This window comes from Caulobacter sp. RHG1 (assembly GCF_013181195.1).
In the GTDB taxonomy this organism is placed as follows: domain Bacteria; phylum Pseudomonadota; class Alphaproteobacteria; order Caulobacterales; family Caulobacteraceae; genus Caulobacter.
In genome coordinates this window covers 292941-316661 of sequence record NZ_SMZP01000002.1, presented here as the reverse complement: position 1 = coordinate 316661, position 23721 = coordinate 292941, and the positions used below count along the sequence as shown (strand labels likewise).

At 67.1% G+C, this 23721-nt stretch carries 18 protein-coding genes; 12 read left to right on the top strand and 6 right to left on the bottom strand.

What is annotated here, in order from left to right:
* Window positions 1-28 precede the first annotated feature (28 nt).
* Together E1H18_RS05230 and E1H18_RS05225 are read left to right on the top strand one after the other, a co-directional pair.
* Complete coding sequence (locus E1H18_RS05230) at window positions 29-3094, top strand: TonB-dependent receptor domain-containing protein (RefSeq protein WP_172264395.1); 3066 nt, start codon at window positions 29-31, stop codon at window positions 3092-3094.
* 77 nt (window positions 3095-3171) lie between these two features.
* Complete coding sequence (locus E1H18_RS05225) at window positions 3172-4497, top strand: hypothetical protein (protein WP_172264393.1); 1326 nt, start codon at window positions 3172-3174, stop codon at window positions 4495-4497.
* Between the two features lie 16 nt (window positions 4498-4513).
* Here E1H18_RS05225 and E1H18_RS05220 read toward each other — a convergent pair whose 3' ends face one another.
* The gene (locus E1H18_RS05220) at window positions 4514-5398 is read right to left on the bottom strand and encodes a LysR family transcriptional regulator (RefSeq protein WP_172264391.1); all 885 of its coding nucleotides are present in this window, start codon (window positions 5396-5398) and stop codon (window positions 4514-4516) included.
* Window positions 5399-5520: 122 nt separating this feature from the next.
* Between E1H18_RS05220 and E1H18_RS05215 the strand changes: the two genes are divergently transcribed.
* From E1H18_RS05215 to E1H18_RS05195, 5 genes are read left to right on the top strand one after another with little or no spacing between them, the layout of a single operon-like run.
* Complete coding sequence (locus E1H18_RS05215; RefSeq protein WP_172264389.1) at window positions 5521-6243, top strand: hypothetical protein; 723 nt, start codon at window positions 5521-5523, stop codon at window positions 6241-6243.
* Between the two features lie 11 nt (window positions 6244-6254).
* Window positions 6255-6791, top strand: coding sequence for a redoxin domain-containing protein (locus E1H18_RS05210; protein WP_172264387.1), 537 nt, complete (start codon window positions 6255-6257; stop codon window positions 6789-6791).
* A gap of 16 nt (window positions 6792-6807) precedes the next feature.
* A complete protein-coding gene (locus tag E1H18_RS05205; RefSeq protein WP_172264385.1) occupies window positions 6808-7350 on the top strand; it encodes a carboxymuconolactone decarboxylase family protein in 543 nt (180 codons plus the stop codon).
* A gap of 57 nt (window positions 7351-7407) precedes the next feature.
* Window positions 7408-8103: a glutamine amidotransferase gene (locus E1H18_RS05200; protein ID WP_172264383.1), complete on the top strand. Its 696-nt coding sequence runs from the start codon at window positions 7408-7410 to the stop codon at window positions 8101-8103.
* Window positions 8100-8777: an MOSC domain-containing protein gene (locus E1H18_RS05195; protein ID WP_194247877.1), complete on the top strand. Its 678-nt coding sequence runs from the start codon at window positions 8100-8102 to the stop codon at window positions 8775-8777. The genes E1H18_RS05200 and E1H18_RS05195 overlap by 4 nt, the downstream gene beginning before the upstream one ends.
* On the opposite strand, the gene E1H18_RS05190 is transcribed toward E1H18_RS05195, so the two are convergent.
* From E1H18_RS05190 to E1H18_RS05175, 4 genes are all read right to left on the bottom strand, one after another.
* Entirely contained in the window at window positions 8774-9700 is a 927-nt protein-coding gene (locus E1H18_RS05190) for an SDR family oxidoreductase (protein WP_172264381.1), read from the bottom strand. The genes E1H18_RS05195 and E1H18_RS05190 overlap by 4 nt on opposite strands.
* Window positions 9701-9833: 133 nt before the next feature.
* Complete coding sequence (locus E1H18_RS05185) at window positions 9834-11426, bottom strand: carboxylesterase/lipase family protein (protein ID WP_172264378.1); 1593 nt, start codon at window positions 11424-11426, stop codon at window positions 9834-9836.
* 22 nt (window positions 11427-11448) lie between these two features.
* Window positions 11449-13056, bottom strand: coding sequence for a carboxylesterase/lipase family protein (locus E1H18_RS05180; protein WP_172264376.1), 1608 nt, complete (start codon window positions 13054-13056; stop codon window positions 11449-11451).
* 11 nt (window positions 13057-13067) lie between these two features.
* Window positions 13068-14183 (bottom strand): serine hydrolase, encoded by a 1116-nt coding sequence (locus E1H18_RS05175; RefSeq protein ID WP_172264374.1) that lies wholly within the window; start codon window positions 14181-14183, stop codon window positions 13068-13070.
* Between the two features lie 144 nt (window positions 14184-14327).
* On the opposite strand from E1H18_RS05175, the gene E1H18_RS05170 reads away from it, so the two are divergent.
* The 4 genes from E1H18_RS05170 (at window position 14328) to E1H18_RS05155 (ending at window position 20456) form a co-directional block, all read left to right on the top strand.
* The gene (locus E1H18_RS05170) at window positions 14328-15062 is read left to right on the top strand and encodes an IclR family transcriptional regulator (protein WP_172264372.1); all 735 of its coding nucleotides are present in this window, start codon (window positions 14328-14330) and stop codon (window positions 15060-15062) included.
* A 136-nt stretch (window positions 15063-15198) separates the two neighbouring features.
* Window positions 15199-18111 (top strand): TonB-dependent receptor domain-containing protein, encoded by a 2913-nt coding sequence (locus tag E1H18_RS05165; protein ID WP_206679024.1) that lies wholly within the window; start codon window positions 15199-15201, stop codon window positions 18109-18111.
* A 74-nt stretch (window positions 18112-18185) separates the two neighbouring features.
* Window positions 18186-19652 (top strand): MmgE/PrpD family protein, encoded by a 1467-nt coding sequence (locus E1H18_RS05160; RefSeq protein WP_172264368.1) that lies wholly within the window; start codon window positions 18186-18188, stop codon window positions 19650-19652.
* A 57-nt stretch (window positions 19653-19709) separates the two neighbouring features.
* A complete protein-coding gene (locus E1H18_RS05155) occupies window positions 19710-20456 on the top strand; it encodes an IclR family transcriptional regulator (RefSeq protein ID WP_172264366.1) in 747 nt (248 codons plus the stop codon).
* A 16-nt stretch (window positions 20457-20472) separates the two neighbouring features.
* On the opposite strand, the gene E1H18_RS05150 is transcribed toward E1H18_RS05155, so the two are convergent.
* The gene (locus tag E1H18_RS05150) at window positions 20473-21090 is read right to left on the bottom strand and encodes a TetR/AcrR family transcriptional regulator (protein WP_172264364.1); all 618 of its coding nucleotides are present in this window, start codon (window positions 21088-21090) and stop codon (window positions 20473-20475) included.
* 119 nt (window positions 21091-21209) lie between these two features.
* On the opposite strand from E1H18_RS05150, the gene E1H18_RS05145 reads away from it, so the two are divergent.
* Window positions 21210-23675, top strand: a complete 2466-nt coding sequence (locus E1H18_RS05145; protein WP_172264362.1) for a TonB-dependent receptor — start codon at window positions 21210-21212, stop codon at window positions 23673-23675.
* The last annotated feature ends 46 nt before the right edge of the window (window positions 23676-23721 follow it).

Genomic DNA, 23721 nt, shown 5'->3' with positions numbered 1-23721 from the left:
AAAATAATAAATATTGGGGAGCTGAAACATGAACTACCAAAGCCTTCGCGGGTATCGCCGCCGGCTGGCTCAGGGCGCAGCCCTGGCCGGTCTCCTGATCGCCACCGGCGCCGCCGCCCAGGAATCGATCGAGGCCAACAACGTTGAGGAAGTCGTCGTCGTCGGCACCCAGATCAAGGGCGCCAAGACCACGGCGGCCCTGCCGGTCACGGTGCTGGACGAGAGCGCGATCGCTGCTACCGGCGCGGTCTCAGGCGATGACCTGTTCCGCTCGATCCCGCAGATGGGCGACGTCTTCATCAACCCCAGCAACAGCCCGCAGACCAGCAACTCGACGCGCGGCGACGTCAACTCGATCAACCTGCGCAGCCTGGGCGTCGGGAACACCCTGGTGCTGCTGAACGGCCGCCGGCTGGTGTCGCACCCGACCAGCCAGTCGTCGGGCACCGTGCCGCTGCTGGGCTTCAACGCCAACGCCATTCCGACCTCGAACCTGGATCGCCTGGAAGTGCTGCGCGACGGCGCCGCGGCCATTTACGGCTCGGACGCCGTGGCCGGGGTGGTCAACACCGTGCTGAAGAGCAATTTCGACGGCCTGTCGATGGACGCCCAGTACGGTTGGGCCGAGGGCACGCACCGCAAGGAATACAGCAGCAACATCTTCGCCGGCCGCAACTTCGCCGAAGGGCGGGGCAACATCTCGGTCAACGCCAACTTCACCTGGCGCACGGCCCAGCGTCCCAGCGATCGGCCCTATACCGCGACCCAGGATCTGCGCCCGCTGTTCGCCGGCTATGCCGACTACGCCGCCAGCGCTGCGCCGGACAACCGCGGCAATCAGAACTCTTTCGCCAACTTCACGGTGTTCGGCGGACCCGGCGTGATCCGCCAGGGTACGACGGCCCTGACCACGGCCGCCGGCGCCACTCACGTCCAGCCCAACACCATCGCCGGCTGTGCGGCCCAACTGGCCAACGGACTGTGCCTGGGCACGGGCAACCTGGCGACCGGCAGCACCGCCAACGCCTATCGCTACAACGCGCCTCAGAACGACGCGACGACCATCGCGCCGGAGATCAAGCGTCAGAACCTGTTCCTGAACGGCCACTACGACATCAGCGACACCCTGACGGCCTATGGCGAGGTCGGCTTCTACCACGCCACGTCGGAGGCCCTGACCACCCAGGGCACAAGCCTGGTGGTGATCGGCGTACCGGCCAGCAACTATTGGAACCCCTTTGGCCCGGTGACCTTCGCCAATGGCCAGGCCAACCCCAACCGCCTGGCGAACCTGACCAACGTGCCGGCCGCCGGCCTGCCGGTCACCTTCACCAACTACCGCTTCAACGACCTGGGCCCGAACAAGGTCGAGGTCGAGAACTACCAGACCCGCTTCCTGGGAGGGCTGAAGGGCGAGAAGTGGGGCTGGAGCTGGGACTCGGCGCTGCTGTACTCCAAGGCCGACGCCAAGGACGAGAGCGACGGCATCGACAGCGCCAAGCTGGCCGCTTCGCTGGCCCTGTCGACCCCCGACGCCTACAACCCGTTCAACGGCGGCTGCCTTGACGGGCGAGGCGGCGGTGACTGCACCCCCAGTTCGAAGGCTGCGTTGGACGCCATCCGCTTCCGCCTGAAGCGCCACTCGACCACCACCCTGACCCTGGCCGACTTCAAGGTCTCCAAGCCTGACCTGGTCAACATCTGGGCGGGCCCGGTGGGCGTCGCCGCCGGCGTCGAGTTCCGCCACGAGACGCAGGAAGACCGCCGCGATCCGATGCTGGATGGGCGAACACCCTTTACCGACCCGGTGACCGGCAACCGCTCCGCCAGCAATGTCACCGGCGTCAACGACACGCCCAGCACCAAGGGCTCGCGCGACGTCGGCTCGGCCTTCCTCGAGTTCGCGGTGCCGCTGGTCTCGCCGGAGATGAACATCCCGCTGGTTCGCCGCATCGACCTTCAGCTGGCTGGCCGCTACGAAAACTACAGCGACTTCGGCTCGGTCGCGAAGCCGAAGATCGCCTTCGCCTGGGACGTGATCGACGGCGTGCGGTTCCGCGGCTCCTGGCAGCAGGGTTTCCGGGCTCCGAACCTGGAGACGACCAACCCCTTCAACTATTCGCGGACCAATACGGTCACCGACTACTACCGCTGCGAGGCCGATCTGCGTTCGGGCCGCATCGCGACGTTCACCGCCTGTACGCGCGGCGTCGGCATCCGCTTCACGACGGCCGGCAATCCCGATCTGAAGGCCGAGGAGAGCGAGAATTATTCGGTCGGCGTCGTGCTGCAGCCCACCTTCATCCCCGAGCAGTTCGGCCGCTTCACGTTCACGGTCGACCGCTGGCAGATCAAGCAGGAAGGCATCGTCGGCACGCTGGGCTCGACCAATATCGCCATCCAAGACTACCTGTTCCGCCTGAGCGGTGCGAGCAACCCCGCCGTGATCCGCTCGGCGCCGACGGTTGACGACGTCGCCGCTTTCGCTGGCACGGGCCTGACGCCGGTCGGCCAGATCCTGGAGATCCGCGACCAGTTCAAGAATCTGCAGCCTCAGACGGTCAGCGGCATCGACTTCGGCCTGAACTGGTCCCTGCGCACCGAGAGCGTCGGCCGCTTCACCGTCAATGTCGACGGCACCTACATGGACAAGTACTCGCAGCAGCTGGCCCCGCCGATCGCCGAGCTGTTCGCCGCCCGCAGCGCCGGTACGATCAACCCGGCCACGCCGCTGACTGATCCGGGCGACCTGCTCAAGCGCAACGGCAAGCCGAAGTGGAAGTGGAGCGGCAACGCCACCTGGCGCGGCGGTCCGTTCCAGGTCGGCGCCTCTGTGATCTACACCGGTTCGGTGCTGGACACCGACTTCCTGTCGACGGCCGGCGAGCCCTGGCGCGTGCAGCCCCTGACCACGGTCAACCTGTATGGCCAGTATCGTTTCGAGCAGAAGGGCTGGGCCAACGACACCCGCATCCGGGTCGGCGCGCGCAACCTGTTCGACAAGGATCCGCCGCTGTCGTCGGGCGGCTTCATCGGCTCGCTCTACAATCCCTATGCCCGCTACTGGTACATGAGCGTCAGCAAGTCGTTCTGATGCTGAGCCGGCCGGCCGCTCCTTCCTCCCCGGGGGCGGCCGGCGCCTTTCCATTCTCGCATGATGAGGTCTCGCAGGTGATCAAGCTTCTCTCGGCCGTCGTGGGTCTGATGGTCGCCACGGCCGCTCACGCGGAGGCGCCGACCCCAAAGACCTGTCCCGATGGCTTGCCGGCCGAGACCAAGTGCTTGGCCGGTCAGGACCAGAACGGCGCCTGGTACTGGATCGCCATTCCCAAGGCCTGGAACGGCAGTCTCGTGGTCCACACCCACGGCGGTCCGCGGCTGAAGACGCCCAAGCCCGACGACGCCATCGAGGATCTGCAGCGCTTCGCGGTCACCGTGGCCGAGGGCTTTGCCTGGGCTGGCTCGAACTATCGCCGCGAAGGCTTTGGGGTCCGCTCGGCGGCGGAGGACAGCGACAACCTGCGCAAGCTGTTCTGGGCGACCTATGGTCGGCCCAAGCGCACCCTGCTGCATGGCCAATCCTGGGGCGGCAACATCGCAGCCAAGACCGCCGAACTGTACGGCCAGGGCGCTGACAGCAAGCCGGTCTATGACGGTGTGATCCTCACCAACGGCGTGGTCTCGGGCGGCACGCGCGCCTACGACTTCCGCGCCGACCTGCGGGCCGTCTACCAGTTCTACTGCGGCAACCACCCGGCCAAGGACGAGGTCCAGTATCCGCTGTGGCAGGGCCAGCCGGTCGGCTCGAAACTGACCAACAAGCAGCTGGAAGAGCGCCTCAACGCCTGCACCGGCTTCAACTTGCCGGCCGGCCAGCGCAGTCCCGAACAGGCGCGCAAGCTGGCCAATATCCTGGCGGTGACCAAGATCCCCGAGCGCACGTTGGACAACCACCTGAACTGGGCGACCTTCACCTTCGCCGACATGGTCAACAAGCGGTTGGGCGGGGCCAACCCCTTCACGAACATTGGCGTGGCCTACAAGGGCTCCGACGATGACAAGGCGCTGAACAAGGGTGTGACCCGCTTCAAAGCCGACCCCGTCGGCGTGCGCCGCCTGGCCGAAGACAGCGACCTGACCGGCAAGCTGATGGTCCCGACCCTAACCATGCACGCCATCGACGACCCGACGGCCTTCGTAGAGCTGGAGCAGGTGCTGCACGACACCGTCGCCAAGGCCGGCAAGAGTGACCTGCTGGTCCAGTCGTTCACGGACGAGAACGAGCACTCCAAACTGGCCACGCCCGAGTATGCAGCCCTGTTTCGCGCCATGAGCGCCTGGATCGAGCAGGGGACCAAGCCCAGCCCGGCTTCGCTGGCAGCGAGCTGCAGCGAGGCGGCGCAGCGCTACGGTGAAGCCTGTCACTTCAGGATCGACTACCGGCCGCCGGCCCTTGTGACCCGCAGCTATCCGCGCGCAAAGCCGGGCTTGAAGTAGAGCATCGATGGCGCGCTCAGTCGGCGAAGTAGCCTGAGGCCTTCAGTCCTTCCGCCGTGGCTTCGACGAGGGCGCGGACGCGAGGCGTCTGGCGCACATCACGATGCACGCCCAGCCATACGGTTCTGCAGGGCGGCGGGGAGGGCGTGACGATCTCGACCAGCCCAGCGGTCTTCTCGCCCAGGCAGCGAGGCAGCACGGCCACGCCCGCGCCGCCGGCGCATGCCTGCGCCTGAGCCTCGCGACTGTTGCTGCGCAGGGCGATGTGGGCGCTGGACGCCAATCCCGCCAACCACTCGGCGTCGACTTGGCCGCCATGTTGCTCGTCCATCTGGATGACGGTGTGGCCATGCATGCCGTCGGCGCAGCTGGGCTTGCCAAATTGCGCGATATAGCTGGGCGCGGCGAACAAGGCGTGCGGAACCTCGGCGACCTTGCGCTGAAAGATGTCGCCTTGGTCGAAGCGGTTGAAGGACAGGGCGATGTCGGCCTCGCGTCGCGTCAGACTGAACAGGCGCACATCGGTCAGGAGCTCGATCGTCACCTCGCGGTGGACCTGGGCGAAGCCCGCATAGATGGGAGCCAGCACCCGGGAGGCGAACCATTCGATCGCGGTCACCCGCACGGGCCCGCTCAGGCCCGCGTCATGGCCGCTGATCATGCGCTCGACGGTTAGAGCCTCGCCTTCCATCCGCTCCAGGCTGGACAGGATCGCCGCGCCGGCGACGGTGGTGGCGTAACCGGTTGGGGTGCGTTCCAGCAGACGCGCGCCTGTCTGCTTCTCCAGCGCGGTGATGCGTCGGCCGACGGTCGGCTGGCTGAGACCCAGAGCCTGGGCCGCGCGAGTCAGGCTGCCCGTCTTGGCCACCGCCAGGAACACGCGGAGATCGTCCCAGTCCATGCTTGCCCATGCGATTTTGAATAGCGATCAGGCGAACCTGGGCAGTCCTGCGTCGAAATTCAACCACCACCTTGGCTGCATCGGCCGCGATCTCCCCGCGGCGCCTCCCAAGGGGTTGTTCCATGTCCGTCCCGCGTTCGGTTCTCGCCGCCACTGTTTCCAGCCTGCTGGCCGCCAGTGGCGCCGGCGCCCAGGCGATCGATGCGCCCACCCAAGCTGCCGTCGCCGCGCCGTTCGACATCGTCCGCACCGAGGTGGTCTCGAACGGCGCGGAGGTGGCGTTCCGGGTCCAGGTGCGCGGCAAGGCTGGCGACCTTAAGCCCAAGGCCACGGGCCAGTTCGCCGGCAGCGCCGTCTACAGCTATGTCTGGCCGACCTCGCTGGACAGCTCGACGGTCGGCTTCGACAAAGCTCAGGGTATCGTTGCTCTGGCTGTGACCTTCCACCCGGACTTCGACGACGGCGCGGCCGGGGCGGTCAATCGCCATGTCTGGCATCCGCATTGGGTCGTGCTGACCAAGGACGCCGTCTGCGGCCCGGCCGCCCTGAAGGTCAAGGACATCCCGCCCGGCGCCAAGCCGAAGCTGCCCGCCACTTGGCCCGGCGTGCCTCTGCTGATCGACAGCCCGACCTATCCGACGACCCTGGCGACCGACACCGTCGAGGTGCGCGTGCCGGTCTCGGCGGTCGGCGCGCTCGAGGGCGTCAAGTTCGACGGCGTCACCTCGGCGCTGAAGGTCAACGCCAACCTGCATGCGCCGCTGCTTTGCGTGTCGGATGTCTTCGACGTGGCGTCTGGAGACCTGAGCCTGCCGGGCAAGGTCGCCCCGGTCCATGGCCACTGAGGAGTCTCGCCATGCCTTCGCTAAACGATCCCGCGCCGTCCTGGACGACGACGCAATGGTTCAACACGGCCAAGCCCCTGACCCTGGAAGGGTTACGGGGCAAGGCGGTCGCGCTCTACGCCTTCCAGATGCTGTGCCCCGGCTGCGTCAGCCAGGCGCTGCCTCAGGCCCAGCGGCTGCGAGAGACCTTTCCGTCCGAAGCTCTGGAGGTTGTCGGCCTTCACAGCGTCTTCGAGCATCACCAGGCCAACAGTCCCGCGACGCTGGAAGCCTTCCTGCACGAGTACCGGATCGACTTCCCGGTCGGCATCGATGCGCCGGGAAGCGAAGGCCCGCTCCCCCGCACCATGTTCGACTACCGCATGCGGGGCACTCCGACCTTGGTGCTGATCGACGCCGAGGGGCGTCTGCGCCGGCAGGTGTTCGGCCATGCTCCCGATCTGAACGTCGGCGCTGAGATCACCCGGATCCTGCAATCCGCGCCAAACCAGCCCACTGCCACGCCGGCCGACGACTGCGCGGCCGGCGCCTGTTCCATCCCCACCTGACCAAGGAGATAGACCCATGACCCACGTAAACCTCGTCGATCCGGCCCTGGCCCCTGCGACCGTCAAGCCGACCCTCGATCAGATCAAGGGCGCGTTCGGCGTCGTACCCAACATGTTCAAGGCCGTGGCCAACTCACCCGCGGCCCTGGCGAGCATGTGGGGAGCGTTCGGCGCGCTCGGGAGCGGACAGCTGGGCCCGCGGCTTGGCGAGGAGATCGCCGTCGCCATCGCCAACGCCAATCACTGCGAGTACTGCCTGGCCGCCCACACCGCCCTGGGCCGCAAGGCCGGCGCCACGGCCGAAGAGATGGCGCAAGCTCAGGAAGGCCGCTCCACCGACCCGCGCACCCACGCCGCCCTGACTTTCGCGCTGAAAGTCGTCCGCGAGCGGGCCGCTGTCGCCGCGGCCGACGTCGAAGCCGTGCGCGCCGCGGGATTCGACGATGAGGCCATTGTCGAGATCATCGCGCATGTGGCGCTCAATCTCTTCACCAACTACGTCAATGTCGCGCTGGACGTCCCGGTCGACTTCCCGTCCGTCGCGCTGAAGCGCGCTTAGGAACAGGCCGCGCCGGGGAGGCTCGACGCTTCCCCGGCCGGACTTTCAGGAGACACCATGGCCAAGACCGCTCTTGCCCTTCGCCACGTCCATTTCGAAGACCTCGGCGTCTTCGCGCCTGTTCTCGCGGCGCGTGGTTACGAGGTCCGGATCATCGACGCGCCGTTGGCCGATCTTACCACCATCGGGGCGCCGGACCTGCTGATCGTGCTGGGCGGGCCCGTGGGCGTCGACGACGTCGAAACCTATCGATTCCTGGGCCATGAGCTGGCGATCCTGCACGAGCGGCTCACGGCTGGGCTGCCGACCTTGGGCCTGTGTCTGGGCGCGCAGCTGATGGCCGCAGCCTTGGGCGCCAAGGTCAGGCCGATGGGCGTCAAGGAGATTGGCTTTGCGCCAGTGTCCCTGACCCAAGCCGGTCGCGCGAGTCCGCTCAGCCGGCTCGAGGATGTGCCAGTGCTGCACTGGCATGGCGACATGTTCGAGATTCCGTCCGACGCCGTGCGGCTGGCGGGTACGGAGATCTGCCCCAACCAGGCCTATTCCATCGGGACTCACGCCTTGGGCCTGCAGTTTCACGCGGAGGCCGACTGTCTGGCTATCGAGTCCTGGTTGGTCGGCCACGCAAGCGAACTGGCGGCAGCGAGCGTCGATCCTGTCGCGCTTCGGGCCGAGGCCCGCCGCCATGCCGCAGTCCTTGAGAGCGCCGGGCAGGCGATGCTGAACGATTGGCTGGACGGACTGGCGCCTTGATCGTCCGTGTCGATCATCTTCTGATCGGCGCGGTCGCGCCGCTTGGCCACCAGGGCGCGCTCAGCGGTATCGACAAGCGACCGTCTGACCAGCCGCTGTTTCTGTCGCCGCTGGGCCTGACCGGGGACGCCCAAGGCGACCGACGCTTTCATGGCGGCGTCGACAAGGCGCTGCATCATTATCCGCGTGAACACTACGACGCTTGGCGGGCCGAAGGAGACCCTCTTGGGCCGGTTCCGGGCGGCTTCGGCGAAAACCTCTCCACCCGCGGCTTGACCGAGGCCGACGTCGCGGTCGGCGACGTCTTTCGATTGGGCGAGGCGGTGGTGGCGGTGACCCAAGGCCGTCAGCCGTGCTGGAAGTTGAACCTGCGCTTTGGCCATCGCGACATGGCGAGGCGGGTTCAGGCCAGTGGCCGGATCGGTTGGTACTATCGGGTCGTCGAGCCTGGACTCGTGCGGGCCGGCGACAGCCTGGAGCGCCTGGAGCGTCCCTGGCCCGATTGGACGATCGAGCGCCTGTGGCGGATACTCTATGTCCGGCTGCTAGACCCTGGAGAGCTGACCGCCATGGCCGCGCTGGAAGTTCTGCCGGACACCTGGAGGGCCTACGCCCGCGAGCGGCTTCGCACAGGCCTTGTCGAGAACTGGACGCGGCGGCTCGATGGCCCCTAGTTCAGTCTCTTGTCCCGACTGTAGCGGGCCACGATTTCATCGATGGTGGGCAGGTCGCCGAACAACCGCTGCTGCTTTTGGGGATCGTCGCTGACATAACCGCCTTTCCGCAGCCACTTCATAACCGCGAGGTTGTCGCGGAGGCGCGGCTGAACGCACGCAAGCAGCGGGGCCAGAGCCATGACCAGCGCCGGGAACACCGGCTTGGCGACGATCTGCCGTCCCAGAACCCGGGTGAAGGCCTGGGCTACCATCGCGCCCGTAGCTGGCGAGGCGCTGCCAATGTCGACGCTCTGATTCAGCGCCGACTCTGGAAGCTCCAGGGCCGCTTGGGCCGCGTACCGCGCCAGATCGCGCGAATAGACCAGAGCCATCGGGACTCCCGGCAGGATGTCGGGAAAGACGCCCTTGGCGATTTGGTCGGGCACGATGTCCCGGGCCCGGTCCAGGAATGCTCCGGCGCGCAGGGCCAGATAGGGCTGTCCCGTCTTGGCCAGATAGGTCTCGGTCTCGAATTTCTGGAAGAAGTGCGGCACGCCCGGCGCGCGATCGCAGCCGAGGATCGAGATGAGGATGAAGCGAGGCACGCCAGCGTCCTTGGTCGCGTCGATCAGATCGCGATACCCTTCCGTATCGGCCTTGGAGTTGTCAGCTTTCGTGCGCGCCGAATGGGCGGTGAAGCCCGCGGCGCTGGCGACGACGGCGTCGGCTCGTGGCTCGGTCGCCAAGGCCTGACGCAGCGAGGCTGGGTCGTTGAGGTCGGCCACCACGAAGTCCGTCACGCCCATCGCCTCGAGCCTGGCCCGACTGCTGGTCGCCCGAACCATCGCCTGCACCTTGGCGCCCTTGTCGAGGAGGGCTTTGACGATGTCGCCGCCCAAGGTTCCCGAAGCGCCGACGACGATGACGCGCTTATCTTGCAAAATCACCTCCTCGAGGTGGATTTGAAACAGCGCCGAGCCCGCGCCGAGCATACTGGATAGATCCTGCGCGGCGAGATCAAGAACGACTTCGTCTCCCTTCGCCTTGCGAGCGGCGACTGGCCTGTGTGGGCCGTCAGGAGTCGTCGCGGGTTGTCGCGCGGACTGGCTGATAGCGTGTCATGAACTCCCGTTCGGTCCTGGAGGGATCAGAGACGGCCTGGCACGGAACATCGAACAGCAGGGTCTCGCGGCGCTTGAGGCCATAGGGCCGCCAGGCGGGAAGGCCGTCGTGGTTGGGATCGCCCCTGTGCGCGAAGGCAAGCCAGGCGCCGGCCATGCTTTCGGTGAGTGCGCGGGTCTGCTCGCTGGCCGGGCCGGTCAGGAGGGCGGCGCGATCGACATTGTCGAACATGAATGGCAGATCCAGGGTGTGTTGGCTGAACCGCCTCCCGTCTTCTGCGGGCGAACGCCACCTGAGCTGATACATCCAGGTCGGATTGTTTGCGCCGTTGAGACTGGCCCGATGCTCGGCCATCAGGGTGGCGTTGCGGATGTAAGATCGCCACGACGTGATCCGGAAGAAGAGCTCTGTCGGTGAAGCCTGGGGCGCCGACGCTTGAAAAACGGCGATCGCGTCGGGGACGTCGGCGTCGGGCAGGAAGCGTTTGAGCCGTTCGGCCAGGCCTGCCTTGTCCAGCGTGTAGACGCTCGGGTCCCGACCCAGTTGGTTGGACAGTTCGGTTTGGGTCGTGCCCACCATCATCGGGACCTTGGCGGTCCGGGCCGGGGCTCGGGGGATGAACGGGTGGGCGGTGAACGACACGCCATCCAGGGTGGGTTCAAACCGGTAGCCGATCTCAGTGATGACCGTACGCTGGGCGGCGATCAGTTGCTCGATGGGGACCGTCTGAAGGGCCGCGCCATCGGTCGGGGCCAGGGACAGCGTCTTCATCAGCGCCGTGCTGAGCGCTCGGGACTGATCAGGCGTCTGGACAAGCAGATGCGATCCCGATTGGACGACACCCTTGTGGAACAGCCCGGCGGCCTGTGCGCCGGCGAAGCAGAGGCTGACCTTCCGTCCGCCGCCGGATTGGCCGTAGATCATCACATTGGCCGGATCGCCGCCGAACGCGGCGATGTTCTCGCGCACCCATTTCAACGCGGCGACCAGGTCGAGATAGCCGACATTGCCCGATTGGGCGAACTGAGGTCCCAGGGCTGAGAGGTCGCAGAAGCCGAAGACGTTGAGCCGGTGGTTGATCGTGCAGACGACGACGTCGCCGCGTCTCGCCATGCGTGAGCCGTCATAGAGGCCGCTGGACCCGGAGCCGGCTTCGAACCCGCCGCCGTGGAACCAGACCATCACCGGCCGCTTGCGGGCGCGAGAGGCTTCCGGCGTCCAGACATTGATCCGCAGGCAGTCCTCGGTCATCGGCTGCGACCCGGCCAGGAGGCTGCGCATCTGAGGGGCCTGATCGCCATAGTCGAAGGCGTCGCGCACGCCGGCGAAAGGTTCGGGCGGTGAGGGCGGCCAGAAGCGCCCCGGGCCGGCGGTGGAGGCGCCGTAGCGCAGCCCCTTGAACACTTGGACGCCGTCCAGCGCTCGCCCGCGATAGCGTCCCTGAGCAGTCTCGACGACGGGCTCGGCCGCCGCGGCAAAGGCAGGGGCGGCGGCCAGCAGGCCGGTCGCCAGGACCGAGCGACGGGTGAGGGCGGGGGCGAACATGAGAGGCTCCAAGGTCATGGCGTCAGGCGTCGTCGGGCTTGGGGACGGTCGAGGCGCGGCGGGTCCAGAAATCGCGGAACGCGCCGCGCGGATCGTTCTCCAGTCGCGTCGGCGAGCCGAAGACCATCGTCGCGCGGTTGGCGGTGTCGTACGGGCGCCAGTTCGGCAGGCCCGGATGGTTGGGGTTTCCGTCGGCGGCGAAGGCGACGAAGGCGCCGGCCAACTGATCCGCCAAGTGCTGGTGCGCGGCCGTCGGGCCCAGCAACGGCAGGCGTACGTCATGCATGGCGGCGGGAACATCCATGCCGTGCGTGGCGCCATAGCGGCCGCCATAGGCCGGACTGGGCTGCGTCCAGAGATAGCTCCAGACCGGCGCGCCGCCGGCCGCGGCCTGGGCCGCCTTGCGCCCGGCGATCAGATGAGCGCCCAGGCGATAGGTCTGGTCGGCCGCGATGCGCGCCTGCATCACGAACGGCGAGGCCTTGGAGTCATCGTCCCGGTAGCGCGCCAGAAGCTCTGCCGCATCGGCGCCGACCTGGGCCCGCAGGCGTCCCAGCACACCGTCCCAGGTCTGGTCGAAGTTGCGCTCGCGATACGTCCGCTCATCCAACACCGTGCTGACGATCAGCGGTACGTGCGCCGAGATCGACGGGGCGTCGGGATCGAACGGATGGCGGGGCAGGGCCGGACCCAGCACCGGGGCGAAGCTGTTGGGCGCTTCGCCGCGCGCTCGCGCTTCGGCCTCGATCTGCGCCTGCGCGGCCAGGATGACTGCGTAGGGGGTAGCCTGCAACTTGCGCACATCGCCCTTGGCGAGGCCCAGCTTGCGCAGCAACTGGTCGGCGGCGGCCAGGCCGGTCTCGGGGTCCATTGCACGTAGGCGCGGACCGCTCATCACCGCGGCGCGATGGAAGAGCCCCTTGGCCGCGGGCATGGCCATCAGGTGGCAGACCTTGGCCCCGCCGCCGGACTGCCCGAAGATCAGCACCCGCTCCGGATCGCCGCCGAAGCGCTCGATGTTGGTCTTTACCCAGGCCAGGGCGGCGACCAGATCTTGCAAACCCGCCGAGCCTGCACCGGCAAGCGGGCCATCGCCGCCGAGATGCAGATAGCCGAAGGCGCTGAGGCGGTGGTTGACCGTGACGACGACACAGTCGCCGAACCTCGCCAGCATTTCGCCGTCCGAGCCTGGCGTGTTGCTGGAGCCGCCGTAGAAGCCGCCGCCGTGAAAGCGCACCAGCACCGGCCGTTTGGCGTGATCCAACGCCGGGGTCCACAGGTTCAGGACCAGACAGTCCTCGCCCATGCCGCCGGGCTGGACGTCGTTGAGGATCAGGTCGGCATAGGCATGGCGGCGGTCTGACGGAATCTGCGGGGCGATCTGGCCGTAGTCGACGGCGTCGCGAACGCCGGTCCACGGCTTGACGGGGCGGGGCGGGTGGAAGCGGTTGGCGCCGCCGGTCGGCGCGCCATAGGGCAGGCCCTTGAACGCCAGGATGCCGCCCGAGGCCAGGCCGCGCACCTTTCCGTCAGCCGTGGTCGCCACGGGAAAGAGTTCGGGCGCGGCGCGCGCGGAAACGGGGGACGCCAGGGCCAATCCGCCCAGCAGCGCCTGTCGACGATGCAACATCCGGGCGGACCTTACAGCAGGGCCGGGGCCAGCGCGGCCCAGGCCTGCTCGGCGCTCAGCTGGGCGGCGCCAAAGCCCATGGTGGCGACCACCAGGTCTTGGTCGGGGCAGACGAAGCAGAACTGCCCGCGTGCGCCGGCGGCGAAGATCATGTCCTTCGGCGCCTTGGGAACGCGGCCTTGCGTGTTCAGCCACCACAGGAAGCCGTAAGAGGGATTGAGCGGGGAGGGCGCTCCAGCCGCGACGATGTAGTCCTCGGCAATCAGGCGTTTGCCGCCCCAGACGCCGCGATCCAGGTAGAGCTGGCCCAGACGGGCCATGTCGCGACAAGACAGCTCGATCGAGCCGCCAATGCGGATCTGGCCCGCCGCGTCGACGCCTTCGGGCTGGTAGCGGAAGGTCTCGCAGCCGAGCGGCGCGACAACTTCGTCCATCATGTAGCGCAGGCTGGTGCGGCCGGTCGCGCTGGCTACGATGTCGGCCAGATGATCTGCCGCCGCGCCATCATAGTAGAAGCGCGCGCCAGCCGGGATGTCGCGACCATAGCCGGGTGGCGATCCAGGCTCGCCCTCAGCCTGGCGGGCATACTCGACGCCTGGGCCGGGCAGGGCTGGATCGTCCAGGCGGCGCGGCGGCTTGGAGCTTGGCTTGACCACCAGTGTGCCGCCCGAGGTCATGGTCAGCAGGTGCCGGATCGTGGTCTCCGGACGCAGGCCCGACACGGCCGCCGGGTGATAGCGGGTCGTCAGGTCGTCCAGTCCGAGCAGGCCCTGAGTGTAGGCGCGGCCGACCAGGGTCGCGCCCCATGACTTTCCCGACGAGAACGAGACGTTGCGCCAGTCGGGGCGCGCCTCGTGCCAGGCGTTGGCCCAGTAACGTTCGTAGACGAGACGGCCGCCGCGAATAATCACCAGGCCTTGCCGCTCGCCAGCCGTGCCGAGGATGTCGGCCGCCTGATCCAGGGCCTTTGTCGAAAGGCCCGCGCTTTCTGGCTTGGCGATCCCCCATGGCCCCCTGCCAGGGCCGCGGGGCGCAGCAGACCAGGCAGGCAAGGCTGAAAGACCGGTCGCCGCGAGGGTGGCCGAGATCAGCAGGGCGCGACGGTCTGGCCGAAGGGTCTGCGCCATCTGATCTCCGTTGCGTTCCGTTATGCGGCACAATATGCCAAATCTATTCGAACATCTGTTCGAGGCTTTGGTGGCTTGTCAACTCTCGGCCGGCGTTGCTCGTCGTCGGGTGCGCGCCTAGGCTCGGCATTGCAGGGGAGACTCATGGACAGATCGGTGACGCGCGGCCTGATGGTCCTGGAGCGGATCTGCCGCGCCAGCACGCCCCTGCGGCTGTCGGACCTGGCCCATGATCTGGGGCTGCAGAAGAGCACCGTGCATCGAATTCTGCGCACCCTGGTCGAACTGGGCCACGTCGAGCAGGAGCTCGTCACCGATCGTTATCGTCCGACCCTGAAGGTCTGGGAGATCGGCATGGCCGTGGTCGACGAGCACCCGGTCCGGCGGGCGGCCGCGCCGTTCCTGCAGGGGCTGCATCAGGCCACCGGCGAAACCGTCGCCCTGACGGTGCTGGCCGGTGACGACGTGCTCTATCTGGACAAGATCACCGCGCCGCGGCCCATGGCCTACTCCACACGGGTCGGTAGCAGGGTTCCTGCGCCGCTGGCGGCTGGTGGCGTGGCCATTCTCGCCCAGGAGCCCGGCGCTGGCGAAATCGTCGAGCGGGTTGCGCAGCGCCTGTTGAACCGCCGCGACTTCGATGGCGCCGCCTTCATGGCCCAGCTGCAGCAGGTGCGTGAGCGGGGCTATTCCCTGACGCAGCCCATTGCCGGCGTGATGGGCTTCGGTGGAGCGATCCTGGGGCGGGACGGACACGCCGCCGGCGCGCTTTCCGTCACCGCGCCGACCGCCAGACTGACCGACGCCAAGCAGGCCCTGATCATCGAAGCCATGCTGCACGCCTGCGCCAGCATGGCCGAGGCCGTCGGCGAGATCTGACACCGTCTTTCGCGCTTAGAAATGGCGATTTCCAACGTTCGTTTGACACGCTGTTCCATTGCTGACAGCGTATATCGGCAAGGCGTGCCGTAAAGCGGCACATAACAAAATGCCGGGGTTGGAAACGATGCGGAAGATGCTGGTGGGGGGCGCCTCGGCGCTGGCCCTCGTCTGCGGCGGTGCGGCCGTCGCCCAAGAGTCCCAAGCTGTCCAGGAAGTCGAAGCTGTCGTGGTGACGGGCTCGCGTATCGCCCGACCCGACTATGTCGCAGAAAGCCCGATCGTCACGATCGGCGCCGAAGCCCTGGCCGCGCGCGGCCCGGCCACGATCGACGGCACGTTCAACCAGATGCCGCAGTTCGCGGCCAGCAACGCCAACAGCGGCTCAAGTCCCGCGCGGCAAGGGCGCAACAACGCCAACCTGCGGGGCTTGGGCATTCAGCGCACGCTCGTTCTGCTGAATGGCCGCCGGACGCAGCCGTCGGACGCCCTGGGCGCAGTGGACCTCAACACCATCACCCCGGCCTTGGTCGAGAGCATCGAAGTGATCACGGGCGGGGCCTCGGCGATCTACGGCTCTGACGCCATCGCCGGTGTCGTCAACTTCAAGCTCAAGCGTAATTTCGAAGGACTGGAGCTGGACGCCCAATACGGCGTGACCGAGCGCGACGACGCCAAGGCCGTGTCGCTGTCGGCCACCTTCGGTGCGCGGACCGGGGACGATCGCGGCCGGCTGGTGGCGGCTCTGACCTATTTCGACCGGGGCGGCACGTTTCGAGACAGCCGGCCGTTCTTCGAGCGTTCGGGATTCGCCAGCGCTCTACAGGGGGGCAGCTTCGTCTCCAGCTCCACCAACTTGCCGACTCAGGCGGCGCTCAACGGCGTCTTCGCCGGTTACGGTGCGGGCGCGCCGGTCCGCAACGCCTCGTTCGGGGTCAATGCCGACGGCACCCTCTTCACCACCGCCGCGCCTGTCCTGAACCTGCGCTATCCCGATGACCAGCCCTACATCGTCTACGAGGACCGGGTCGTCTTCCCGCTGGGCAACACCTTGCCGCTGCAGACGCCCATCGAGCGCTACACCGCCTTCGCCAAGGGCTCCTACGCGATCAGCGACACGCTGGAAGCCTACTTCCAGTTCAACCACATGCAGTATGACGCCGCTTACAGCCGGCCAGGCTGGTCGGCGGGATCGGCCGCCCCGACGGCGTTGATCCCGGTCACCAACCCCTTCATCCCAGCGGGCATGCGCACGATCCTGGCGTCGCGTCCCAATCCCACCGCGCCGGTCAATTTTGTCTTCAGCACCAGCCGGATCGGCCGCACGCAATACGACTTCAGCTACGATCTGAACGAGACGTTGCTGGGACTGAAGGGCGGGCTGCCGGTCCGCGACTGGACCTTCGACCTCTACGGTTCCTACGGGACGACCAAGTCGGACGAGACCAGCTCGGGCTGGGTGAACATCCAGGCCTGGAACAACCTGGTCAATGCCGCCGACGGCGGGGCTTCGATCTGCCCGGGCGGGTTCAATCCCTTCATTCCCGCCGCTCTGGAAGACACTCCAGGGCAGGAGGCCTGCTTCAACTATCTCAACCGCACCCTGGCGGAGAGCACCGAGCTGACCCAGCAGGTCGTCGAAGGCTCGGTGCAGGGCAGTCTGTTTACCCTGCCGGCCGGCGCCTTGCGCTTCGCCGCGGGGGGCAGCTATCGCCGCTCGACCTACGACTATGACCCCGCCGAGGCTCGGGTGCGCAACGAGGTCTGGCCCGTGCAACTGACCGGGCCCACTCGCGGCGCCTACAACGTGCGCGAGGCCTTCGCCGAAGTCTTCGTGCCGGTGCTGAGGGATATCGCTTTCATCGACGAGCTCAATCTGGACCTGGCCTGGCGTCACTCCGACTACAACACCGTCGGCGGGGTCAATACCTACAAGGCCAGCGTCGACTGGGCCGTCGGGGCGGGCGTGCGCCTGCGCGGCGGCTACCAGCGGGCCATTCGCGCCCCGAGCCTGGGTGAGCTCTATGCGCCACCGGAACGGGCCTCGGCGGCGCTGGGCTCGACGGCGATCGGGGCTGGCGATCCCTGCGATGTCGCGGGGCGGTTGCGCAATCCGGCGCTCAACGCCAACGCCGCTCAGGTCCGTTCGCTCTGCATCGCCCAGGGCGTGACGCCCAGCATCATCGACATCTACCGCTTCGCCGGCAGTTCGGTCGGCGGCTTGGCCTCAGGCAACGTCAATCTGAAGGAGGAGACAGCCGACACTGTCACCGCCGGCGTGGTCTGGCAAAGCCGCTTCCAGGCCCCTCTGGCTCGCCGGCTGTCAGCCTCGATCGACTATTATGACATCAAGGTCGAAGACGCGATCGGGGTGATCACCGCCCAGGTCGGACTGTCGCGCTGCTTCAATGCCGATGGGGCGTCCAATCCGACCTACGACCCCAACAACTTCTACTGCCAGCTGACCCAGCGAAACACCAACGGCGGCATCGAGACCCAGGTGCAGCCCACCCTGAACCTGGCCGCCTACAAAACCTCGGGCGTCGACCTGCAGATCGATTGGGGCTTCGATCTTGCCGACATCGGCCTGGGCGATCGCGGCTCGCTCAGCTTCAATCTGATCGTCTCGCGCCTGCTTCAGTACAAGATCCAGAACCTGCAGGGCGCGGCGTTCGTCGACTATGCCGGCACGATCGGCAACAGCCAGGTCGACAGTGGGGCGATCGGCTTCCCGGATTGGAAGGTGGCGCTGGCCACCACTTGGCGCACGGGGCCCCTGGACCTGCGTCTCAGCTATCGCTGGTCCGACTCGATGAGCCACTACAGCGCCGTCGGGGTGGCGAACTCCACGCTGCCAGGCGTCAAGACGCGGCAGTATTTCGACTTGGCCGCCACTTGGCGCGTGGATGACAAGACCCAGCTGCGGGCCACCGTTCAGAATCTGTTCGACGAGGCTCCTCCCGGTTGGGTGGGGCAGGGGGCGACCGACCTGGGCCTCTACGATCTGCTGCAGCGCCGCTACTCGGTCGGCTTGACCCGTCGCTTCTAGGCTGACTGGCGAGCCCGTCCTCTGTGTTCCTCCAAAACCGGGACGGGCTCGCGCTTCTTCGACAAAGGATCGCCATGCCCAAGTTCAACCGTCGCGACTTCGTGGCCGCCGCCGTGGCGCTGGCCGGCCTGCCGCCCTCGGGCGCCGCCTTCGCACGGCAGGCGCCAGGGCCGCGCTATACGCCGGCCTTGGCGCGCTACATCGCCTCCAGCCAGAGCTTCGCCTTCCCCGAGGAGCATCGCGAACTGGCGCGACGGCACATCCTGGACACCCTGGCCTCGGCGGTCGCCTGCCGCGACCTGGAGCCCTCCAGCCTGGCGCGCGCCTACGCCCTGGCCCAGAGCGGCGACGCGCGCAAAAGCGCCGTGACGATCCTGGGCGTCAGCGAAAAGGCCGCGCTGGTCGACGCGGTGTTCGCTGGCGCCATGACCGCCCATGGCGCGGAGATCAACGACTTCAATCCCGCGTCCTTCGTGCAGCCCGGACCCAGCGTGGTGACCACCGCCATCGCCCTGGCCGAGGCGCGGGGTCGCACCGGCGAGGAGGTGCTGCGATCGGTGATCGTCGGCTACGAACTGGCCGGCCGCATCCCCCGAGCCTTGGGCAATAAGAATCTGCAGAAGGCCAATATCGCCAACCATGGCCTTGGGCCGGTGTTCGGGACCGCGGCCACGGCCGCCTCGCTTCTGCGCTTGCCCGAGGACCGCATCGGAGATGTGCTGACCTACTGCGCCCAGCAGGCCTCCGGTTCCTGGCAGTGGATGCTCGACGTCGAGCACATCGAGAAGTCCTTTGTGTTCGCCGGCATGGGCGCGCGCAACGGCCTGCAGGCGGCGCTCATGGTCGAGACGGGTTTCCGAGGCGTGCGAGACAGCTTCGACCAGCCGACCGGCTGGTTCAATTCGCCGATCTTCCGGGGCGAGGGCGCACGGCCCGACTATCTGATCGAGCAACTGGGCGAGCGGAGCGAACTGCTGGAGACGGCCTATAAGCGTTATCCGGTCGGCGGCCCTACCCAGCCCGCCGTCCACGGCTTGTTGCAGCTGCTCCCCAAGGTCGGTCGCCGTCCGGTGCGCAGTGTGACCATTTCGATGCCCGGCCGCTGGCAGGCGTTCCGCGACGCCGAGATGCCGGCGCTGAACCTGCGGTATCTGAGCGCGATCATCCTGATCGACGGGCGGTTGGACTTCGTCTCGGCCCAGTCCCTGGATCGCATGCACGGCGATGCGGCGGTCAAGGCGCTGATGGCGAGGATCGACGTCGTCCACGACCCGGCTCAGGAACATGAGGAGGGGAAGGCGCGAACGGAGTCGGCCCGTGTGATCGTCGAGGAGGAAGGCGGTCGCCGCCACGAGATCTTCGTGCCCTGGGTCGCCGGATTCCCGTCGCATCCGATGAGCAAGGCCGATGTCGAGGCCAAGGCGCTGGAGCTGATGAGCCCGCTACTGGGCGCAGCCCGCGCCAAGGCGGTCGTTGCGGCGGTCTGGGACCTCCAGTCGCTGCCGGCCGGTGGCGAGTTGGCGCGCCTCGTCGCGCGCTGACTTGCATTGGCCCACGAACCAGCTTCAGTGGGCGTACAACCTTATCGACGACAATCTATGCGCCCCATCGACACGGCACTGCACATCCTCGAGACGCTCGGCCGCTTGCAGCCGGCCGGTGTTTCGGAACTGTCGCGGGCGCTCGACTTGCCTAAGTCGACCGTCCAGCGCGCTCTGAAATCGCTGGGCGAAGCCGGCTGGATCGAGGCGGTGTCTGAAGAGAAGGGCGCCTGGTCGCTATCCCTGCGCGCCGGCTTGGCGGTCGGGCCTGCCGATTTTGCGGTTCGACACCTGCGCGCAGCCGCCATTCCAGTGATGGAAGAGCTTCGCCGGCGGACGCTGGAGTCGGTCTATCTTGCCATTCGGCAGGACAACGGCGTGGCGCTGGTCGAGCGGTTGGACGGCATCAACCCCGTCGTCCACGCTTGGCCCCTATGGCGGCTGGGGCCGATGCATCCGTCGTCCTTGGGGCGAGCGATCCTGGCGACTCTGCCGCCCGAGGAGTTGGACGCCTATCTTGCGCGTCCCCTCACTCGCGTGACGGAACTGACCGTCATCGATCCCGAGAAATTGCGGGCCGAATTGGTCCGCACGCGTGAGCGCGGTTTCGCGACGGCCTTCCGCACCAACTGGCCAAACGAAAACGGCGTGGGGGCGGCAATCCGCAACAATCGGGGTGTTCCGTTCGCGGCGATCTCGGTTTCGGCGCCGGTGGAACGGGTCAGCGAGAGCGCCTGCGATGCGATGGGCGACCTGCTCGCCGACGCCGCGCGGCGCATCAGCCTGGGTCTCGCGCGCCGCTGAGGCTGTTTCGCCAGCCTTACTTCGGCGCGTAGTCCGGATATTCCAGCATGGCGCCGAAGATGTGCGAGGCGTCTTCGAACAGGGTCTCGGCCTCGGCCTCGCCCTCCTTCAGCATCTCGTCCATCGCATAGGCGATCTCGACCGACAGGCGCGTGCGGCGACGCAGCAGCGCGCGTGGCACATGCGGGTAGTGCGGCGCGTAGATGTCGGTGAGCAGGTCGGCGACATAGTTGTGCGACCCCAGGCGCAGGTGGGTCAGCGCCGGCATCGCCCGTAGCGCCCGCATCGTCCAAAGGCCCCCCGGCGCGCTTGAGGTCACCACATGCATCTGGCGCATCAGCTCGACCACCTTGCTGGAGATCATCGCCAGATCCTGTTGGCCGTAGCGCGCGACCCAGGCCTCCAGGACGACGTTCTGTTGTTCCATCAGCCGTTCGGCCAGAGCCACGACGATGGCCTGCTTGTCGTCGAAATACCGATAGAAGGCCGGCGGCGTCAGGCCTGCGCGCTCGCAGATCAGATTGGCCGACAGCTTCTCGATGCCGACCTCGCCCAGCAGGTGGGCAGCCGTGTCCAGCAAGGAGTCGTAGGTCCGTCGCGACCGTTCCTGCACTGGTTTGCGATGACCCGACATGGGCCCTTCCTCTCCCAACGCGTTGGCCGCGTCCAGCCAGAGCCTTGTAAAACACGGATCGTCGTAAAAACGATACTAAAACCTATCATATGGGCGGCCTCAACCAAGGGGTCCCTTTCATGTTCCGTCCCTCCGCCCGACGCTGGTCGTTGCTCGCCGCCCTGATGGCCTCCAGCGCCTGCGCTTCGCCCGTTCTGGCCCAGGTCGCCCAGCCCAACGCCGCCGCACTGGACGAGATCATCGTCACCGCCCGTTCGGGCGCGGCCCAGCGGAAGGTCGAGGCCAGCTACGCCATCTCGACCATCTCGGAAGAGGACCTGAAGATTCGCGCCGCCGTGGGCGTCGGCGAAGTGCTGAAGAACGTCCCGGGCTTCTGGATCGAGAACTCGTCGGGCGAAGCCAGCGGCAACATCCGCGTGCGCGGCATTCCCAACGACGGCTACTCGACCGTGGGCCTGCTGGAAGACGGCATTCCGGCCCAGGCCGACGCCGGTCTCGGCTGGCTGAACGCCGACCAGTCGATGCGCGTCGACCAGACTTCGCAGCGCGTCGAGGTCGTGCGCGGTGGTCCGTCGTCGATCTTCTATTCGAACGCTCCGGGCGCGGTGATCAACTTCATCACCCGCCGCGGCGGCGACCACCTGGAAGGCCTGGTTCGCTATGAGGCGGCCGATTTCGGCTCGCATCGTATCGACAGCTGGCTGGGCGGTCCGATCGCCGACACCGACTGGCGCTTCTTCGTCGGCGGCTATTACCGCGTGTCAGACGGCCAGCGTCACAGCGGTTACCAGCAGGACGGCGGCGGCCAGATCCGCGCCACCCTGTCGCGTGAGTTCAGCCGCGGCTCGGTGATGTTCGGCGTCAAGCGCATCGACGAGACGATCGGCAACGCCGCCGGCGGCATCTTCATGACCAACGCCTCGGGCGATCCGGTTGGCGTGCCGGGCTTCGACGTCAAGACCGACACCATCGCCGGCCCGCAGAGCCGTTACTTCGACTTCCTGGGTCCGAACGGCGCCTACAAGTTCGACGCCGCCAACGGCACCAAGGTCGAGCTGAACCAGTTCACCTTCACCGGCGACTACGCCCTGACCGACGACGTGAAGATCGAGCAGCGCCTGCGCTATCGCGACAGCTACACGCGCCGCAACAGCATCACGCCCTACAGTGTCGCCAGCGCCGCTGACCTGCTGAAGGCCAACTACGGCAGCTTTGTCGGGGCAGGCCAGAGCCTGGGCCTGTTCTATCGAGAGGGCGGCGCGACCTTCAACCAAGCCAGCCAGAATGGCAACGGTCTGGCCCTGGTCAACCTGGCGCGCTCCTACACCGTGCCGCTGGACGAGTTCATCTCCGACACCCGCCTCACGGCCAAGCTCGATGTTCTAGGTACGCACAACCTGGCCGTCGGCGCCTATTACGCCTCGGTCGACGAGGAGTACGGCACCAACTCGGCCGCTGTTCTGACCGACGTGCGTGACAACGCCGGTGTGCTGGACGCTTATCTGCTGAGCGCCTCGGGCCAGCGTCTGTATCAGTTCACCAACGGCGGGGTGATGGCCTACGGCTCGGAGTGGAACAACGCCAAGGGCACGTCCAAGACCTTCGCCCTCTACGCCTCGGACGAGTGGCAGGTCACCGACAAGCTGCGGATCGACGGCGGCGTGCGCTGGGAGAAGATCAAGATCGACGGCCAGGTCGAAGGTCGCCGCCGCATCAACCTGAATCAGAGCCCCACGGCCGCGGATGACTCGGTGACCGTCGGCAACGGCGTCTTCGCCCAATACGATCGCGAGTTCGACAAGGCCGCCTGGACCCTGGGCGCCAACTACCAGTTCCAGCGCGATTTCGGCGTCTTCGCCCGCTACACCGAGACGTTCCGCCTGCCGAACATTTCCAGCTTCCTGTCGAACGCCGGCGCCGATCCGGTCATCCAGACGATGAACTTCACCGAGGCTGGCGTGAAGTTCAGCCGCCGGAACGTCGACCTGTACCTGACCGGATTCCGCACCATCTACGAAAGCTACGAGATCAGCGACTACCGCACGGCCGCCGACGGCACGCTGGTGCTGAACCGCGTGTTCGGCGACACCAAGACCACCGGCATTGAGGCCGAGGGCTCGTGGCGTCCGACCAAGTGGTTCGACATCCGGGCGATGTGGACCTACCAGAACGCCCGCTTCACCGACTTCGTCTACACCAACAGCGCCGGCCAGCGGATCGACTACTCCAAGAACCGCCTGATCCGGGTCCCGAAGAACAGCTTCCGCATCACGCCGGGCGTCAACCTGATGGACGGCCGCCTGCGGGTGCAGTCGGACATCGGCTATTACGGCCAGCGTTTCGCCGAGGTCGCCAACCAGATCAACCTGCCGGCCTACTGGCAGGTCGACATGAGCGCCCGCTACGAGTTGAACGATCACACGCAGTTCAACCTGGTGGTCAACAACCTGACCGACGAGATCGGTCTGGTGAACGGCAACCCGCGCGCGGGCACGATCGACAACAGCGAGGTGGGCAAGTCCGTCTATATCGGCAGCTCGATCTTCGGCCGCAGCATTCGCGCCGCCGTGACCTTCCAGTTCTAAGCCTTCTTCCAAACCTTCTGGGCCGGCGACCTCGCGTCGCCGGCCT

Coding starts and splice junctions, on each gene's coding strand:
- E1H18_RS05145 (WP_172264362.1), top strand. CDS start 21,210: ATGTTCCGTCCCTCCGCCCGACGCTGGTCGTTGCTCGCCGCCCTGATG.
- E1H18_RS05175 (WP_172264374.1), bottom strand. CDS start 14,183: ATGGCGCAGACCCTTCGGCCAGACCGTCGCGCCCTGCTGATCTCGGCC.
- E1H18_RS05185 (WP_172264378.1), bottom strand. CDS start 11,426: ATGTTCGCCCCCGCCCTCACCCGTCGCTCGGTCCTGGCGACCGGCCTG.
- E1H18_RS05220 (WP_172264391.1), bottom strand. CDS start 5,398: ATGGACTGGGACGATCTCCGCGTGTTCCTGGCGGTGGCCAAGACGGGC.
- E1H18_RS05205 (WP_172264385.1), top strand. CDS start 6,808: ATGACCCACGTAAACCTCGTCGATCCGGCCCTGGCCCCTGCGACCGTC.
- E1H18_RS05210 (WP_172264387.1), top strand. CDS start 6,255: ATGCCTTCGCTAAACGATCCCGCGCCGTCCTGGACGACGACGCAATGG.
- E1H18_RS05150 (WP_172264364.1), bottom strand. CDS start 21,090: ATGTCGGGTCATCGCAAACCAGTGCAGGAACGGTCGCGACGGACCTAC.
- E1H18_RS05165 (WP_206679024.1), top strand. CDS start 15,199: ATGCTGGTGGGGGGCGCCTCGGCGCTGGCCCTCGTCTGCGGCGGTGCG.
- E1H18_RS05215 (WP_172264389.1), top strand. CDS start 5,521: ATGTCCGTCCCGCGTTCGGTTCTCGCCGCCACTGTTTCCAGCCTGCTG.
- E1H18_RS05160 (WP_172264368.1), top strand. CDS start 18,186: ATGCCCAAGTTCAACCGTCGCGACTTCGTGGCCGCCGCCGTGGCGCTG.
- E1H18_RS05230 (WP_172264395.1), top strand. CDS start 29: ATGAACTACCAAAGCCTTCGCGGGTATCGCCGCCGGCTGGCTCAGGGC.
- E1H18_RS05200 (WP_172264383.1), top strand. CDS start 7,408: ATGGCCAAGACCGCTCTTGCCCTTCGCCACGTCCATTTCGAAGACCTC.
- E1H18_RS05155 (WP_172264366.1), top strand. CDS start 19,710: ATGCGCCCCATCGACACGGCACTGCACATCCTCGAGACGCTCGGCCGC.
- E1H18_RS05170 (WP_172264372.1), top strand. CDS start 14,328: ATGGACAGATCGGTGACGCGCGGCCTGATGGTCCTGGAGCGGATCTGC.
- E1H18_RS05180 (WP_172264376.1), bottom strand. CDS start 13,056: ATGTTGCATCGTCGACAGGCGCTGCTGGGCGGATTGGCCCTGGCGTCC.